Annotated in this window: 16 protein-coding genes, 1 tRNA gene and 1 pseudogene; 10 read left to right on the top strand and 8 right to left on the bottom strand. The window is 31.2% G+C overall.

The features are described 5' to 3' along the window. Positions 1–10: 10 nt before the first annotated feature. The 4 genes from AAFU52_RS16270 to AAFU52_RS16255 all read right to left on the bottom strand — a co-directional run bounded on the left by AAFU52_RS16270 (position 11) and on the right by AAFU52_RS16255 (position 2976). The gene (locus tag AAFU52_RS16270) at positions 11–214 is read right to left on the bottom strand and encodes a hypothetical protein (RefSeq protein ID WP_024770353.1); all 204 of its coding nucleotides are present in this window, start codon (positions 212–214) and stop codon (positions 11–13) included. A 33-nt stretch (positions 215–247) separates the two neighbouring features. Further along, the gene (locus tag AAFU52_RS16265; protein WP_159025531.1) at positions 248–394 is read right to left on the bottom strand and encodes a hypothetical protein; all 147 of its coding nucleotides are present in this window, start codon (positions 392–394) and stop codon (positions 248–250) included. Positions 395–649: 255 nt separating this feature from the next. Beyond that, entirely contained in the window at positions 650–1672 is a 1023-nt protein-coding gene (locus AAFU52_RS16260) for a cytochrome d ubiquinol oxidase subunit II (protein ID WP_438422643.1), read from the bottom strand. A gap of 2 nt (positions 1673–1674) precedes the next feature. Continuing rightward, positions 1675–2976 (bottom strand): cytochrome ubiquinol oxidase subunit I, encoded by a 1302-nt coding sequence (locus AAFU52_RS16255; RefSeq protein ID WP_024770355.1) that lies wholly within the window; start codon positions 2974–2976, stop codon positions 1675–1677. A 395-nt stretch (positions 2977–3371) separates the two neighbouring features. Between AAFU52_RS16255 and AAFU52_RS16250 the strand changes: the two genes are divergently transcribed. The 3 genes and pseudogenes from AAFU52_RS16250 to AAFU52_RS16240 form a co-directional block, all read left to right on the top strand. Then, on the top strand, positions 3372–3728 hold the full coding sequence (locus AAFU52_RS16250) for a hypothetical protein (protein ID WP_438422642.1): 357 nt from the start codon (positions 3372–3374) through the stop codon (positions 3726–3728). Positions 3729–3895: 167 nt separating this feature from the next. After that, positions 3896–3970: transfer RNA gene (locus tag AAFU52_RS16245), tRNA-Pro, on the top strand. A 310-nt stretch (positions 3971–4280) separates the two neighbouring features. Further along, positions 4281–4502 (top strand): annotated as a pseudogene (locus tag AAFU52_RS16240) (site-specific integrase); the annotation flags it as partial. Between the two features lie 183 nt (positions 4503–4685). Here the strand turns inward: AAFU52_RS16240 and AAFU52_RS16235 are convergent. Further along, positions 4686–5822 (bottom strand): helix-turn-helix domain-containing protein, encoded by a 1137-nt coding sequence (locus AAFU52_RS16235; protein WP_438422640.1) that lies wholly within the window; start codon positions 5820–5822, stop codon positions 4686–4688. 390 nt (positions 5823–6212) lie between these two features. Between AAFU52_RS16235 and AAFU52_RS16230 the strand changes: the two genes are divergently transcribed. From AAFU52_RS16230 to AAFU52_RS16200, 7 genes are all read left to right on the top strand, one after another. Further along, complete coding sequence (locus AAFU52_RS16230; RefSeq protein WP_438422639.1) at positions 6213–7682, top strand: serine hydrolase domain-containing protein; 1470 nt, start codon at positions 6213–6215, stop codon at positions 7680–7682. Positions 7683–7709: 27 nt separating this feature from the next. After that, positions 7710–8582, top strand: coding sequence for an alpha/beta hydrolase (locus AAFU52_RS16225; RefSeq protein WP_438422637.1), 873 nt, complete (start codon positions 7710–7712; stop codon positions 8580–8582). A gap of 34 nt (positions 8583–8616) precedes the next feature. Further along, positions 8617–9723 (top strand): serine hydrolase domain-containing protein, encoded by a 1107-nt coding sequence (locus AAFU52_RS16220; protein WP_438422635.1) that lies wholly within the window; start codon positions 8617–8619, stop codon positions 9721–9723. Between the two features lie 20 nt (positions 9724–9743). Then, positions 9744–10763 (top strand): hypothetical protein, encoded by a 1020-nt coding sequence (locus AAFU52_RS16215; protein WP_438422633.1) that lies wholly within the window; start codon positions 9744–9746, stop codon positions 10761–10763. A 124-nt stretch (positions 10764–10887) separates the two neighbouring features. Continuing rightward, on the top strand, positions 10888–11394 hold the full coding sequence (locus tag AAFU52_RS16210) for a hypothetical protein (protein ID WP_438422631.1): 507 nt from the start codon (positions 10888–10890) through the stop codon (positions 11392–11394). Between the two features lie 7 nt (positions 11395–11401). Further along, positions 11402–11980: a S41 family peptidase gene (locus AAFU52_RS16205; protein ID WP_438422630.1), complete on the top strand. Its 579-nt coding sequence runs from the start codon at positions 11402–11404 to the stop codon at positions 11978–11980. A 139-nt stretch (positions 11981–12119) separates the two neighbouring features. Further along, positions 12120–12884 (top strand): hypothetical protein, encoded by a 765-nt coding sequence (locus AAFU52_RS16200; RefSeq protein WP_438422629.1) that lies wholly within the window; start codon positions 12120–12122, stop codon positions 12882–12884. A 366-nt stretch (positions 12885–13250) separates the two neighbouring features. Here the strand turns inward: AAFU52_RS16200 and AAFU52_RS16195 are convergent, their stop codons facing one another. From AAFU52_RS16195 to AAFU52_RS16185, 3 genes are all read right to left on the bottom strand, one after another. Continuing rightward, positions 13251–13994, bottom strand: coding sequence for a LytR/AlgR family response regulator transcription factor (locus AAFU52_RS16195; protein WP_438422628.1), 744 nt, complete (start codon positions 13992–13994; stop codon positions 13251–13253). Continuing rightward, complete coding sequence (locus tag AAFU52_RS16190) at positions 13991–14674, bottom strand: sensor histidine kinase (protein WP_438422627.1); 684 nt, start codon at positions 14672–14674, stop codon at positions 13991–13993. Before AAFU52_RS16190 ends, AAFU52_RS16195 begins: the two co-directional genes overlap by 4 nt. 437 nt (positions 14675–15111) lie before the next feature. Beyond that, positions 15112–17478 (bottom strand): TonB-dependent receptor domain-containing protein, encoded by a 2367-nt coding sequence (locus tag AAFU52_RS16185; RefSeq protein WP_438422626.1) that lies wholly within the window; start codon positions 17476–17478, stop codon positions 15112–15114. Positions 17479–17871 lie beyond the last annotated feature (393 nt).

The following is a 17871-nucleotide window of genomic DNA, read 5'->3' as shown; positions in this document are numbered from 1 at the left end:
CTTTGTGAAATTATCTTATTTCAATGAGATCCAGACAAACAAGTTTTGCCGTACACGCTTTCATATCAATATGCCAGTTACATCCTGGCGGTGGTGGTGCTAAAGGAAACATGCAGTCATCAATATCACCAATTGAAATTCTTGCTGCTCCTCCTTTTATTTCCTTTTGTTGAGTCTTACTCAAAGGCTTTCCTAATTTTTGTAAATCTTTCATAGTTGAAAATTTTATATCCAAGTATACACAATACTAGTTATGTATATCATCAGTAGTTCCTGTTAATGTTCCTAATTTCTTAATCGCCTCCATTTGTCTTGCTATCTCAGCCAAAGCTGCAGCTAAACCATCTATTCCCCCGTTAGTTTCTCTTAATTCCTTACCTGTTAAATTTCTCATTTTTTGATTGAATTTTAATTAAACATTATTTCTTTGAGTTGCTTCCTATTGAAAACTTTGGTAAAACTAATGTGCAATGATCTCAAATTATGAGACTCCAAAAAATAAGTTTTAAATAGTTAGATTTTATGACCTCTTCTTAAATCCACTACACTAGGAAACACCTATGTTTTAGGGTAAGAAATCAGTATAGAAATACAGGAAGTAATTTAAATCAAGTACCTTTAAAAGGTTGTCGGGTGATATGTATACTTATTAATCTCTTTCTAAAATCTTGATCATTTTAAATGATTTTAATAGGTGAAACAACCCTGGTAAAATAACGGTTCCTCCAATAATTAGAGTTATTCCTAAGACTTTAATAACACTATCCGGAGCTATGTTCTCTATTAAACTAATACTCCCAGTTTGGGTAATTATTATATCTGGGTAATGAGAAATCATAACTGCAAGTAAAATTAAAAACACCTGTAACCCAGCAAAAAACCTACTCCATATGGTGTCTCCCTTGGTAATAGTTTTCCACAACGGAAATAATAAAAGTGCAGAAAGTACAACAGAAATTATAGCAAAAGGACTCTTTATAAACCCTTGTACGAATACATTGCCTGAGATGTATCCATATCCAAAAGTTAACAGCCCTACAACAAAAACAATAATTGTAGCAATAGCAGATTTTCTAATATAGATATTTTCATGTCCCTCTTTAGACTCTCCTATTAATAATACTGAAGATAAAAATGCGCAAAGTGATGCAAAAAACACCCCTACCAATATGCTAAATACATTAAACCATGGCCCTACAAATGCTTCATAAAATGTTAAGGAACCAATGTCGTCTACTATACGTATTTCACCACTAATTAACGCCCCGAATACCATTCCCAAAAATATCGGAGTTATTAAACTAGAGATTTTAAACATGTTATCATATAATATTTGAGAGTTGTCAATAATAGCATCGTAATGTCTAAAAACAAAAGCTACTCCTCTTAATGTAACTCCTAATAGTATTATCGTAAGTGGAATATGTAAACTCACTACCATAATATTATAATAAACCGGAAATGCTATCCATAGAATTACAATCAAAATAATGATCCAAATATGATTAGCTTCCCAAACAGGTCCCATCACACGATAAATAGTTTTCTTAGTTATTTTCTGGTTTTCTTTTGATGAAAAAAGCTCTACAATACCGGCTCCATAATCTGCTCCTCCCAAAACTACATATAGATACAAGGAAAAAATCAAAAAGAATAATACAACGTACAACATATTTAGTGATTTGAATTATTTAACACCTTTATTTGCCTAAGCATTAACCACGTAACAGCGACCGATAAGGTAAGATATACTGCAACATAGGTATAGAAACTAAATACAATACCAGGCATAGGAGTCACCGCATCTTTAGTTCTCATTATTTTATGAATTATCCAGGGTTGTCTTCCTACTTCTGTAACAATCCAACCAGCTTCTAAAGCAATAAATCCCATTGGGGCCAGTATCACAAATAATAGCCAATACTTATGATTAGCAAACCATTTTTTCTTTTTTAGTGATATAAAATATAGGATTCCTGCAAATAATAAAAGGGTACCGATTCCTACCATGATCTGAAATGCATAATGTACCATAGGTACATTAGGTCGTTCATCTTCAGGAAAGTCGTTTAATCCTTTTACTTCTGCATCAAAATCTGAAAATGCCAAAAATGACAACATTCCAGGGATTGCAATTTTATAGTTTACTTCTTGTTTTTCGACATCTACTATTCCTCCTATATACAATGGAACTCCCTTTTCTGTATTATAGTGGGCTTCCATCGCTGCTAGTTTCACTGGTTGTCGTTCTGCAATATCTTTAGCAGAAATATCACCGCTTATAGGCTGTAATATTGCTGCTATCGCTCCGAATGTTATTGCTATCTTAAATGCTTTTTTATGTAATTCTACTTTTCTTTTTCGATATACCTGATATGCATGAACTCCCGCAACGGCAAAACCAGTAGCTGTAAAAGCAGCCAATGTCATATGCAAAGCCTGTGTAAACCAGGCAGGGTTTAACATCGCCTGAATCGGATCTATATTCAGGAATTCCCCATCTATATAGTCAAATCCTGTTGGAGCATTCATCCATCCATTAGCAGCTACTACCAAAATACCAGATGCTACTCCAGACAAACCAATAATAACTCCAGTTATCCAATGAAATTTTTCTGGCAGTTTACCCCATCCATATAAATAAAATCCTAAGGCTACCGCTTCAACAAAAAATGCTGCTCCTTCTAATGAAAAAGGCATCCCAATAATAGGACCGGCGTGTTTCATAAACTCAGGCCAAAGCAGTCCCAGCTCAAAAGATAATGCTGTTCCAGAAACTGCACCGGTAACAAAAAAAATGGCAACGCCTTTTTGCCATGATCTGGTTAAGATTAAATACACCTTATCTTTTGTTTTCAACCATTTATAGTGTGATACCACCATAAAAAAAGGCATGACCATACCAATACAAGCAAAAACAATATGAAATATTAGGGTAAATGCCATTTGGAGTCTTGCCGCATCAAGGTTTTCCATAGAATTTGTCTTTTAAATCTTCAACGTTATAAAGATACTTTTCAGGATAACAAAAGTTAGTAACATTGGTTACAAATGCGAAAAAAAATTGTTTTCCCGTAAGCTTCTTTTGGTCGTATAAAGATACGATCTAGCTCTGGTTTAATAGTTATACAAAGGCTTTATTTTTTCATAAAAATCATGCTCATAAAAGCGTTAACACCTATACATCTATAATATATTTTCTTCTAATAAATTCGGTGCGTGACAACTATTTCAACCCCGATCTCATCATAACTGTTCTACTCGGGAAAAATTGACAAGGGTTAAGGGAAAAACTACATTTTCTGGCAGCAATGATCACCGCATCTTTACACCATCAAATAATAAGCAATAATTAATCTAAAAAAATAAACATGGAAAATACAATTGAAAAAAACCTTAAACACGTTCATGAATTATTATCAAAAGGAGCTTTCATCGAAGCTATGGATACCTATTTACATGATGATGTAGAATTAAAAGAAGCAAATGATGCTCCCAAAAAAGGGAAAGCATTCAACATTAAGTTTGAGCAAGATTTTATAGATAATCAACTTTCTGAGTTTATTAGATATGATGTAAACAATTATGCAGTTAATGGAAATCATTCTTTTTATGACGCTGTGATGGAATTAAAATTAAAAGATGGTAGTACTATGCTTTCAGAACAGACTGTTGTTACAGAGTGGAAAGATGGAAAAATTTACAGAGAACGTTATTATCACGCATAATAGTGTACCCCCATACCTATATAAAACCCTTTTTATGTCTAGGCACAAAAAGGGTTTTTACTAGTTTTTAAAACAAGAATAAAAAAATTCTTTACTTTATAACTTAATTTAGTTCTATTTTAAATGATTTGTCTATATTTGCACCCTCAAAAGGGAAATATACACCTCGGGGTGTAGCGTAGCCCGGTTATCGCGCCGCGTTTGGGACGCGGAGGTCGCAGGTTCGAATCCTGCCACCCCGACTTTTAATGAATCAATTAATAACAAAAACTTGATAATCGTATGATTATCAAGTTTTTTTGGTTTTAGGACTATCATCTAATTTGAATTGATTTGTTTAAAAATGTTACCTATTCGGTTACCAAACATCAAATTATATAAAAAAGGTAACCGAGACAACTGACTTGACTTTTGTTTTTAATGTTTAATTCTTAAAACAAAAAAGTATGAAAAATACGCACACCTTCAGTATTCTGTTTTGACTAAAACTAGCAAATACCAAAAATGGAACAGCACCGCTCCATGCTCATATTATAAGCTAATGGAAAACGAGCTGAACTTTCTTTAAAAAGAAAGGTGTTAATTTCTCATTGGAACACTCATAAGAATAAACTTAAAGGATTGAGCGATGAAACTCGATTAATTAATACATATCTGGAACAAGTCCATCGTAAACTGTTTGATTACTATCAAAAATTACAACATGAAAATAAATTAATTTCTTCTCGTATTATTAAAGCACACTTTTTAGGAACTAATGAAAATCGTTTTTAAAGTGATGGATTCAGAGGCCGGATATTATTAATAATATCTATATTATTTCTTATAAAACCTAGGAGAATCCATTACTTTAAAAATGAATCAAATCCGCCAAGTGGATACGGTAGTTTTAACATTCTCATTTCGACACAAAAAGCAACAAATTTTATGGATTGTTACAATTTTGTAGTTTATTATCTATTTATTTTTTTTCACTTGCTTAGCATTTTCGATTTTACTAATGTATTCAGAAGGAGTAATTTTTTTAATCTCTTTAAATGCCTTGTAAAAGGTAGACTTGGAATTGAATCCAACTTCAAGCGCAATAGAAATTAAGGTCAACTCTTTATAATCCTTGTTATCTACTCTTTGTAAGAAATCTTTAACTCTATATTCATTGATTAATTGGTAAAATGTTTTTCCGTAAACGTTGTTCAAAAGCCATGATAAATTATTTGATGTTGTGCCAATTTGGTTAGCCAAAATTGGCAGGCTTAATCTTGGTTCTACATATCCTTTTTTATCTTCCAAAAAAGAGTTCATTAGTTTTTGAAGTTTATTTATTTCATCCTTACCTAATTTGTTTTTCTTAACAGATTTATTTTGACCATTTTCAGGTAAACGAATCTTAAATATTTTTGGTTGCTTTAGACTATAATATCCAATAACATATGCTTGAGCTCCAAATAGTAACCAGATGAGGTCTGTAAAAAAATCACCGTGAAATTTAGAAATATATCTATCAATTACGCTAATTGACCATGCAAACATGCAAGCAGACATAATAAAAAGAATTCTATTAATATATTTTGAAATTGTCTGATTAAATGACAACTCTAGTTTTTCACTTATTTGAAAATAACGCGATAATCGATAAGATTTGTAACAATAAATTGAAATAGAGATGATTGCAAATAATTCAAATAAAAAATAAGAAGCAATTAAAAATCTTTTATACTCTCTCAAATAGTCATATGTAATAATTATTAACACAGAATAAAACAGAAATATAATTGCCGGTAAATAGTGCAAAACAGTAAGATTGTAAGACCCGTTTTCAGAAAAAAGAAGCCTTCTTAAATAAGTATAAATTAATGGCCCAATGATAAAGTAAATTGCAGTTGTAATACCTCTGTAACGCATTAAGACATCCAAATCTTTTATTTTAAAAACTAAAACGCCTTCCAACAAAATACAACCATATATAATTAATAAATATTGTAAGATTTTGTTTGCACCTTTATTTCTTTGAGGAATCGACTTGAATGACAAAATTAAGTAAAGACAATGACCAATAATGATTATTAATAGCAAATCGAAACCAGTTATTTCCATTTATTAAAGAGGTTACAGTTTTGGGTTATGTTTGTATTAGGTCAATTTCTAATTATAAAGATAGATTTAAAATGTGCTCTATTTTAATAATGAGCAATATTATTTAATAATAATTCAAGAATTCTAAATGGATGAATATTCAAAAGCTCTTTACTTAAAAAGTTTAGAAAATAATTAGTCCGAAAGTATATTTTAGGACTGTTGACAATGAAAAATTGTGTTTTTTTGTATTCTCATTATCAATTAAAACCAATTTTATATTAAAGAAAATCTGTTATTTGATTTTCGTTTAATGCTTAATTTCTTGTAGTGCTCAAAAAATCGAGATTAGTAATTGAGATTATCATTATACCCAAGCAGATTCTATTCATCAATCAAATATAATTTAACTTGAAAAAATCAATCATTTTCCTACTCGTTATTTCTTTGTTTTCTTGCAAAGAATCAAAAGAAAACAATGACCAAAAAAGCACTATACAAGACCCTTCAGTCGCACAACGGGAAGCCGTGGTCAATAACTTGACACCCTTTTATTATTTAAAAGGAAAGGCCAACGTACAAACCGTTGAAGACCTGATGTCGAAATATAAGGTGCCAGGACTTCGCATTGTTTTTGTAGATAAAGGCAAAATTTCTTGGTCAAAGAATTACGGATATGCAAACCTTAAAGATTCAATCAAAATTGATGATAAAACAGTATTCACAGGAGCTTCATTAGGGAAGCCTATAACAGCTATGGCAGCCTTGAATCTAGTAGAACAAGGCATTTTAGACCTAGACGAAGATGTTAATAACAAACTTAAAGGATGGAAAGTACCGACCAATGAATTTACCAAAAAAGGAAAAGTTACGCTGAGAAGACTTATTGGTCATACTTCGGGATTTAATAGATATTATGGCGCTAATTATATGCCCTATGAAGCTTTACCGACCATTGAGCAAACATTACGAGGAGAAAACCCTTCTAAACATCCAGCTGCTAAATTAGTTTCCGTTCCTGGTACAACATATAGATATTCTAATCCTGGATATTTAGTTCTAGAAAAACTGTTGGAAGATGTTACCAATGCCAAGTTTGAAAATATCATAGATGATTTGGTTTTTGTACCGTCTGAAATGAAAAGCAGCTCATTTGAACAACCGATCTCTAAACGATTTATGGCTAGAAAAGCTACTGGGTATTCAGAGAATTTACAACCGCATCCTTATAATATTATTACGTTTAAAGCTGCTGGAGGTATATGGACAACTCCAGATGATTTAGCGAGATTTACATATACATTGCTTAACGATCATGCCAAAGGGACTCATAAACTCATCTCTCAAGACATGACCAATAAGGTATTCAATAAAGGGGGTAACCTTGAGAAACTTGGATTTACACTATTGAATTGGAATAATGATGTAGATGATATTGCTTTTAGGCATACAGGACAAAATTATGGCTTTACCTCGGTCATTTTTGGATCTGTGAATAAAGAACAAGCGGTGATTATCATGGCAAATGGCGTAAATACAGAAGACTTGTTTAATCATATACAAAGAGCTGTAGCAAAAGAATATGATTGGGATTATTTTCAACCAACAGAGTATAAGTCCTTTGACATAGGCAACAAGAACCTTAATGGATATGCAGGTCAATACGATTGGAGAAATCATTTCGTGGTGATTACCAACGAACACAATGTATTGTTTATTCAAATTGATAATGAAAGACACCAGCTTATTCCTGTGGATGAAAATACTTTTTTAGCACCCGATATTTCTCTTCTTATAATATTTCCAAAGAAACCTGGAGGAAGCTCAGTTTTCTTAGATAGCAATGGTGATTACTCACGAGTAAACAAATCGTACAAATAGCACGTATTATTTTTAATCAACAACATTATGAAAAACTTAAAAACCAAAATATTTTTCTACATCGCTAGTTTTTTTTTCTGCTTTGTAGCATCGGCACAAGTAAAATCCTATTCTTTGGCCATAGAAACGCATACTTACGACAAAAAAGAAAAATTGAAAATTTATTGTATTCGTCCTTTAAATTTTAATCCAGAGAAAGAATATCCAGCCATCGTAATATTCCATGGTGGTGGATGGTCTATGGGAGAAGCTGCTTGGGGATTTAATAGTGCCAAACATTATGCAAGTAAAGGTATCGTAGCATTTTCTGTACAATACAGATTGCAAGATTTAGATAAAAATATTACGCCGTACGAATCGGTACTAGATGCACAAAAAGCTATACGGTGGGTTCGGAAAAATGCAACTCAATTCTCTATCAACGAAAATGAAATAGCGGCTTACGGTTGGTCAGCAGGTGCTCATCTTGCTGCCTGTGCTACCGTTTTTGACAACTTGAATATTCCTGATGAAAAAATATCTAGTGCGCCCAATTTATTACTTTTAAAATCACCAGCCCTTTCTTTGCTTCATTATAGAAATTTTCAAAAAAGATTATTGGGAAAAATCAATGTAAAGAATATCTCTCCAGCAGAATTTGTATCTAAAAAAACTCCACCCACAATAATCGTAATTGGAAGAGATGATACCGTTACACCACTAAAAGGTTCTGAACTATTTAAGAAAAACATGGTTAAATATTCAAATGAATGTGAATTAGTTATCTATGATGGAGTAGGTCATTTATTTACACCATCATCAGAACCTGATGATGGATGGCCAAACCCAGATGAAAAAATAAGACTTGATGCTCAAAAGAAAATGGATAACTTTTTAAGAAAGCACAGTTATATTAAATAACGATGAAATATTAGGTCAATCAAAAACTAAATAAATGAACACTAAAATAATATACATATTAATAATTAGCATTGCATTATCCTCATGCAAAACGAGTCAAAAAGTAGGAGGAGAAGTATTTATTAGATCCTTTAATGGGAATCATATTTCTAGTTCTAAAATAGATGCTTTTATCAAACATCAAATGGACTCGCTTAATATGCCAGGACTTTCTATAGCGTTTATCAATGATGATAAAATTGTGTATCATGATGTATTAGGAGTTAAAAACATTGAAACCCAAGAAAAAGTAGATGATGCTACAATGTTTGATGCCGCTTCTATGTCTAAAACTGTATTTAGTTTTTTTGTAATGAAAATGGTAGATGATGATCTTCTCGATTTGGATACACCACTATACACATATATGGAATATCCAGATATTGATTATGATGAGCGGTATAAATCTATTACAGCAAGAATGGTATTATCTCATACGAGTGGATTTCCTAATTGGAGATATCTAGATAATCAAGGAAATTATAATCCAAAAGGTAAGCTTAGGATAGAATTTGAACCAGGAACTAAATTCCAATATTCCGGTGAAGGGTATGAATATTTGGCCAAGGTAATTGCTTATCTAAAAGGAGTTAAAAAAAATGAATTACAAGGTTTAATAAAAGCAGCCATTTTTGACCCTCTGGCAATGAATAATTCTAGTTTTGTATGGAACGACTATATAGAAAAGCATCGTGCTGATGGTCATTTTAAAGGCAAATTAAACAAAGGCTATAGCAGCAGTGCAAAAGATCCAAACTTTAAAGCATCTGCAAGCTTACAAACAGAATCTAAAGAATTTTCAAATTTTTTAATAGCACTTATGAATGCTAAAATAGTGTCAGAAAAGAACCGTAACGAGCTACTAAAAATACAATCAAGGAAGCTAGCAACTAAAAGAGCAAAAGAGCAAAAATATGGATTAGGAATTGGGATAGAAGAATCTGATTATGGTACTAATTACGCTCACGGTGGTGATAATAAAAGTCATACAGCACTTTATGTTTTTAACCAAGAAAAAAAAGTGAGTTATGTGTTTTTTACCAATTCAGAAAACAGAAATAAGTTCAATAAAAATTTACTTAATTTCCTTTTAACTAATTAGTTAAACCAAAATCAACATTCATGAAAAGAATTTTTTATTTTCTTATCCTAGTGTTAGTTCTCTCAAAAACGACCTATGGGCAACATGAGAGAATCACTAATAATTGGAAAACCGTAAGCATCAATGACAGTCGTCTAGGCGAAATTAAGTATCATGTTTACAAAAATAAAATTATTGACCATAAGCCTTTAATTGTATATCTACAGGGTTCTAAGAACTTCCCTTTGTATTGGCTAAACCCAAATGGGGGATATTCCACTAGTACCACTCTGAATTTTAAATCAATAAGCAACGATTATCATATTGTTCTTATTAGCAAACCCAACACACCTTTTGTTGACAGTATCACAATAGCTCCGTCAGGCAGAAAGTATTATCCTTTGAATGAAGAATATCGTGAGAAGTATAGTTTAGATTGGAGAGTAAATTCAGCTGACAAGGTCATTAATGATGTATTAAAAAAACTGAATATAGATAGCTCTACAATCATAGTTTGGGGGCATTCAGAAGGTTCACAGGTGGCATCAGCAGTAGCAGTAAAGAACAAAAACATTACCCATGTCATCTCGATGATGGGCAATTCACTCAATCATTTGTATGATTTTATCCTTAATGAAAGGGTTTCTGCCTTAAATGGTGAAAAATCAAATGAAAAAGCACAGTCAAATATCGATTCTTTATATACTGAATATGAAAAAATATACAATGACCCTAAATCCACAACAAAAGAATGGTTTGGAGAAACCTATTATAAGTGGAGTAGTTTCACCTTGAATTCCCCACTAGAAAATATGTTGAAGCTTGACATCCCCATTCTTTATATTGCTGGAGGAAATGACCACCATAGTATCTTGAATATGGATTACGCGAAACTTGAGTTCTTGAGGAAAGGAAAAGACAATTTGACCTATAAAGTATTTCCAAACTACGACCATTTTTTTATGGAAACCAAGACTGATGAATCAGGCAAAAAAGAATGGATTGACCATTTGAATGAAGTCAATGACTTTACTTTAGAATGGGTAACTAAAAATTTATAAATAACCTATACACCAAACCGAAGCAATTTATATGACTTTACATGTCATTTTTTATAATGTGTAAGAATTGATTATCCGTAGGCAACTAATTCTAAAAATAAATTAATAAAATTCATAGTATATTATGACACGGCACAAACAATACTTAGTCCTTTATCTGATTTTAATACCATTATTAGCTTTTTCTCAAAAAACTATATCAGACAATGAAAAAGATGCCGTGATTGAAAATATCAAAGTATTAATCGATTCAAATTATGTTTTTATTGAGAAAGTTAAGTATATAAATAACTCGTTGGATAGTTTAAATTCATCAGGAAAATATGATAATATAAAAGACTACAAAACCTTTGCTAAGGTCTTAACCGATGACCTTGTAGAGGTTACGAAGGATAAGCATTTCAAAGTTCAATACAATCCTGAATTTGTAAAAAATAGTCGTGAACAACGCAGACGACAGGCTGAACGTGAGAATGAAGAAGAACTTGAAGAAGAAGAAAAAATTGATTGGGACTTATGGTACGCAAAAAAAGAGAATTTCGGCTTTGAGAAAGTTGAAATACTTGGAGGAAACATCGGATATATAAAATATAACTTGGCACCCCTTAGAGTGGGTAAAACCAACTATTGATGCTACAATGAGATTTGTAGCCAACACAGATGCTTTAATAATCGATTTAACTGAAAACGGAGGTGGATATAGTCCTACGGATAGCTATTTAGGAAGTTATTTCTTTGATGAAGAATCCGTACTATGGTCATCGAGCTATACTAGACCAACAGGAGAGACAGAAACTGAACACACCTTTAAAGATGTTGGAGGAGAACGCTATCTAAATAAACCTGTATTTATTTTAGTAAGTGAGAGAACTTTTTCTCTTGGAGAACAATTTGCATATTGTATGAAACATTTCAATAAAGCAAAAATAGTTGGACAAACTTCTGCTGGAGCAGCACATGGAATTGATTATATAGAAGTAAACGATAATTTCATGATTCAACTTCCACTAACACATAATATTCATCCAGTAACTAAAACAGACTGGGAAGGAACAGGTGTAATTCCTAACATAAATACTAACAGTAATAGTCAAGCTATAAAAACAGCACATCTTAACGCATTAAATATACAAATCGAAAGTTTGAAGAAACAAACAATCGTTGGACCAATATTAAAGAGATATAATAAAATTAAGGCTGAGATAAACAACCACTAACACCGTGTATAATTAATTGCTTCTGCTGGCTAAGATGACGGTCCTTCCCTGCTTTTTACTGTATTGTATTACGGAATATAAATCGTGTACTTTTACGCAACTAACCATACACAAACACGTTGTAGCAAATTAAAACGAAATGAGTTTATCCAAATTAATCTTTACAGTTATCATTTCTATGACTTGTTTAAGCTGTGAATCACAAACATCAGTATCTCGAATTAAAATAGTTCAACCAAATATTGAACAAGAGGCCATGTCAATTTGGCGAACAATCAATGATATTACTTTTTTTGAAAAGCAAGGATATACTATCAATTTACCAAAACATTCGTTAATCGACTCATTGATAACAAAATCAAAGAATGGAACTTTTGGAAATAAAGACTTTGCTGCTATTTACACACTTGTAGAAACCAAAGTTTTTGACAAAAAGAATTATGAACTGGCAATACAAAAAGTTACAAATCAAACTGAACTTATTAATAATCTAATTTATGCAATAGATTCTTCTAAAAGCGAATGGGATTGGAAGTTCAATATGTTTGATAAATACCGAATTATATTCACTTTATATGGAACAGGAGGAAGCTACGACCCAGATGAAGGAATTATCACTTTATTGACTAACAAAGAGGGGAGCTTTATGAATTATAAGAACCCTGCCAACACAATAATTCACGAAATTACACATATGGGAATGGAATATTCAATTGTACAGAAATATAAACTTTCTCATGGCAATAAAGAGCGTATAGTTGATAAATTCGTTTATCTAATGTTTAATGACAAACTTCCAAATTATAGAGTTCAAAGCATGGGAAATACAAAAATTGATGACTATTTAAATAAACAAGAACATTTAAATACATTAAGTTCAATAATCTCAAAATTTGTTGACTAAAATCTTATTATTTAATTTAAATCCCTATATCATTTATCATTGTATCTGAGAATACTCAAGGTTTATATTTTTAAAGAATTACACTTTTTATATAAAGGATAACTTGTATAGATTTAAAAAAAATGAAAACAAAAGTTCTTATTATACAAGTTACCTATTCGGTTACCAAGTGAATCCAACAAAATGTAACTCTTTGATTTTCAAAAATATAATGCAACCAGATAACATTCTACCACCCCGACTAAAGAAATCCAATCACAATAGTGGTTGGATTTTTTATTCACTTTGAAAATTTCAACTTTCTATTCTACGGAAAGGGTTTTCCTGTTTTGCAGGAATTGACAAGCTTTGGAGTTGTTAGCTTTTTTACTCTATCCATTTTCTAAATTCGCTTGTTGCAGATGCGCTTGTAATTAAATGTTGTTTGTAGTTTTTGATTGAAATTGCCAATCTGTCTCCAAAGTAAGGCTCAATTTTTTTGATGAAATTGATATTTACAATTTCACCACGATTAATTTGAAAAAACTCTTTTGGGTTTAACTCTTTTATTAAATCAGATAACTTGTAGCGAAATTCATTTTCTTTTCCGTTTTCATCAATCGCGATGCATTTTCCTGAATTAGATAAAATTGCTCCCGTATTTTTTATGCTTAAAATTTTTATTTCTGTTTTTGTTTTTATGATGATGCGTTCTTTGTAATCGTTGTTTAATCCGTGAATGGTTTCTGATATTTTCTCCCAATCAATCTCTTTGTTTTGTAGGTTTTCAAACTTTTCCATTGCTTTACAAAACTTGTTATAGCTAATGGGTTTTAGTAAATAAGCTATTCCATTTACATCGAAAGCATCTTGGTAAAAAGTGTTGTAGGCGGTTGTAAAAATAATTGGGGATTTTATAATATTGGTTTTCAATAGAGAAAACACATTTCCGTCTAACAATTCAATATCAGAAAACACTAAATCTACTTGTTCATTGGTTTTATACCATTTTTCAACTTCTTCTTTGCTTTGTAACGAAGCTACAATTTCGATTTTGCCCTTGTATCGAAGAATATGGTCTGAAATGATTTCAATATTTATGGCTTCGTCTTCTATGATTAGTACTTTCATATTTCTGAAATTAAAGGGATTTCGGCAATAAATTCAGTATCAGTTTCTGTAAAAATAACGTCTTTGTTAAAATTGATTTGATATTGACGTTTTAAATAATCATTTCCCGTTCCTGTTCCGAGCGTAAAATCTACTTTGTTTAGTTTGTTTTTTATGGCAATTGTATCCTCTTTCCGTGAAAGCGAAATCAACAGTGGATTTTTTTCACTCGCTTTATTGTGTTTTATCGCATTTTCTATGCACAGTTGTAATGAACACGGAATTATAAATCCGTTTGTATTTTCAATACTATTTTCAATTTGATAAGCATTCCCGAAGCGTTTTTCCATTAAATTCATATAATTTTTCAAGAATGAAAGTTCATCTTTCAACTCGACTAATTGCTTTTTTCCGTGTTTTAAATAATAGCGATATACATCCGAAAAATCATCGACAAAACCTTCAATTTGTTCTGGTTTTTTTCTTGCTAATCCTGATAAAACACTCAAATTATTGAATAAAAAATGAGGCTCTAAATTCTTTTGTAGCATTTGAGATTGTAAAGTTGCTTTTTCTTTTTCGGTTTGTTCTAATTCTAGTGCGATTTTTTGAGATTGTCTGAAATATAAAAATGCAGAAGTAAGTGCAAAGATATCAACAAGTGCAAAAGCGACTGACAGCATATTTAAAAACCTAACCATAAAATCATATTCTTGACTACTAAATGCTATCCAAAGAACAAAATCGATAATAAGACCTAAGCTATTGAATATAAAAAAAGATAAAATATAGACCTTTACAAATTTTAGGATTGTATTTGTATTATCTATTTTGTTAATGAGTTTCCAAGAAACCAGAACCGATATTAATGAAACTATGGCGAATATTAAAAGAGAAAAGTGATCGAAATAACTATAAAAATCAATATCACCTTTAATTCGTACATTATATAAAATAAAGATTTTAATACCATTGCCTATTAACAATAGTGCAATTACTATTAAAACTTGTTTTAGATTTATTTTTTGATTGAAGACCTTCACTTCTTTGTAATTTTTAGATTTACAAAATACATTTTTACTTTAAAACAAAGCTGTTTAAAGTATCTAATTCTTTAAACAGCCTTATTGTAGATTGGTTATTTTTTTGCTCTGTTTTGCTCTTCTTCGTTTCCAGAATTACGTTGCTTAACTTTTATTTTTTTATTACCAAAGCTATAGTTTAGACCAATCTTCACACTTCGGGTATCGAAATAATTATAGTATGTTTGGTCTATTCCGTTAGTTTTGGTGTTTACACTCGTTGCCTTACGCTTTAAAATATCGTTTACGGCTACTGTACAATTTAGTTTTTTGTCTAGTAACGAAAATTTTAATCCCAGGTCTAGACTCACCATTTCAGATATTGAAAAATACATCAATTTTTGTGGCGAGGCATAAATAAGCGTGGTTTCTGCTTGTATTGTTTTTGCTTCGTTTAAATGGAATGTATTTCGGTTATACAATTGAAAATTCCATCCGCTTACTAATTCAGCGTCTAAATTAAATCCATCTTTGTATTGTGTGTCCATTTTTGATACCGTTGCTTGAGTTGTTGTATTCCACCATTTTGTTGGGTTGTATATAAAAGTTTCAGTTAACCCGTAATTATAAGCTGTATAAAAATTGTCAAATGTTACTACTATTCTTTGTTGTGCTCCATCTTCTGCTTTAATAATGTTGAAATATCCATTATCTACATAACTTACAAATGCTTTACTTATCAGTTTTCCTTTGTAAATGTGCTTTAATTCTAAATTCTCAGAAATTTGTGGTTTTAAAAACGGATTTCCTTCTTGATACGAAATTGAATTAATATAAAATCGAAACGGATTTAAACGCTCAAAACTAGGACGTTGAATTCTTCTGCTATAACTCAAATTAAACATATTTTTGCTACTTGGATTATACCCTAAAAATACAGATGGAAATAGTTTGTTATACGAATTGATATCGGTTTGATCGTTTGTTTTTGAAACTCCTTTTGTTCGAGTGTTTTCAAAACGAAGTCCGATTTTTGCTTGCCATTTTTCACCTAATGGTTTAGACATATCTGCATATATTGCATTAATATTTTCAGAATACATAAACTCATTACTTTGTGTTGGGTCAAAAATTGGTGTACCTGTAGTGGCATTGTAAAACGCTACATCGCTATCTGTTTTTGTAATTGTGGTTTTAACTCCGTAAGAAAAATTAGCCCACTTGCTTGGGTGTTCCATATCTATTCTTCCGCTATAATTTTTAATGTTTTGATGGGTGCTATTTTCCGCTTCAAAATAACTTTGGTCTGTAATAAATTGTTCACTGCTAAAACTCCTATTAGAAGAATTATTGAAATTAAAGTAATCAACATCAATAGATAATTTTCTACCAAGCGTATCTAATTTTTGAATGTAATGAGCATTTATTGAGTGGTTTTTATTTGTTGTCTTGGCATTACCTTCATTAATAGTGTACGTTCCATTACCATCATTTGTCAATGTTCTTCCACCATCGTTTATACCTTTATCTTCAAACAAACCTGTGTATAAAATTCCGACAGTAGCGTTATTTGTTAAATTGTAATCTAAACCTAGCCTGCCCGAAATCATATTTTCTTTATTTTTCATATCAAGATTTGATACGGTTGAAGCCGATGGGTAAATAATATCAAATTGATTAAATTGTGCTGTATGTCCTTTAATTCCATTTAACGAAGCAATTAAACTTACTTTGTTTTTATTGTAGTTAAATGTGTTTCCAAAATTAAATAACGGATATGTTGCTTGGGTGTAAGAAGTTCTTATTTGATTATTCCAGCTATTTTCTTTTGATTTTTTTAGAACAATATTAATAAGTCCACTATCGCCTTCAGCATCGTATTTTGAGGGTGGTGTGGTAATAACTTCAATATCTTTAATATCATCGGATGCAATGCTGTTTAAATAAGCCGTTAGTTCATTACCTGATAATTGTACAATTCTATCATTAACCATTACTCGTACATTTCCTTTCCCTACAATGGCTAAATTGTCAGTTTCTACATTTACACTTGGTGTAGCTTTTAGTGCATCAAGCGCGGTTCCACCAGTACCAGCAACTGTATTTTCTACGTTAAAAACTAATCTATCTACTTTTTGTTGAATGAGTTTTTTACGAGCAGTAATAACCACTTCTTGTAGTTGTTGTCCTTCTTCCTCTAAAACGATTGTTCCGATAGTAGGTTGAATGGGATATATTTTTTTGGTGGTAAATCCAACAAAACTAATTTCTAAATATATGTCTTCTTTAATTGGATTGATAGAAAACACACCGTTTTCATCAGAAATTGTACCTGTAATTAGTGAATTATCAGTTTTGTCTTTTGCTACAATGTTAGCAAATGAAATAGGTAGATTTTGTTTATCAATTATTTTTCCTGTAAAAGTCTGTCCGAAACTAATTGAACAAATAAAAGCGATTAAAAATGTAGTTATGATTTTCATAGGGTATAATATTTCAAGATTAATAACACTCCAAAAGTATTTTGAGAATGCAGGTTTTGAAATAGCTATGCAATGAATTGAGGGAAAAATGAAATGAATTAGGGGAAATAAAAAAGGCCTTCAACAAAATTGTTCAACACCTTTTTAATATTGCCACAACAATACTGGAAATCATCGTCTGATTTTGTCATTCACAGAATTCATAAATGACTGCTTAATCATATCAAAAAGGAAACTGAAAACAAAGAGTAACGCACCACAATAAGGTGTCCGCAATTACGGCAGAATTTCATAATAAAAAACATCTTTACATAAAAAAGCATCTAGTCTTTCGCGTAAGTCAACATAGATTTGTTACTACGATAATAGTAACTCTAAACAATAATACTAACA

It is taken from the genome of Aquimarina macrocephali (assembly GCF_051627225.1).
Classification (GTDB): Bacteria; Bacteroidota; Bacteroidia; order Flavobacteriales; family Flavobacteriaceae; genus Aquimarina; species Aquimarina macrocephali.
Note: the sequence above shows the minus strand (reverse complement) of the source record. Positions and strands in the feature narration are given on the sequence as shown.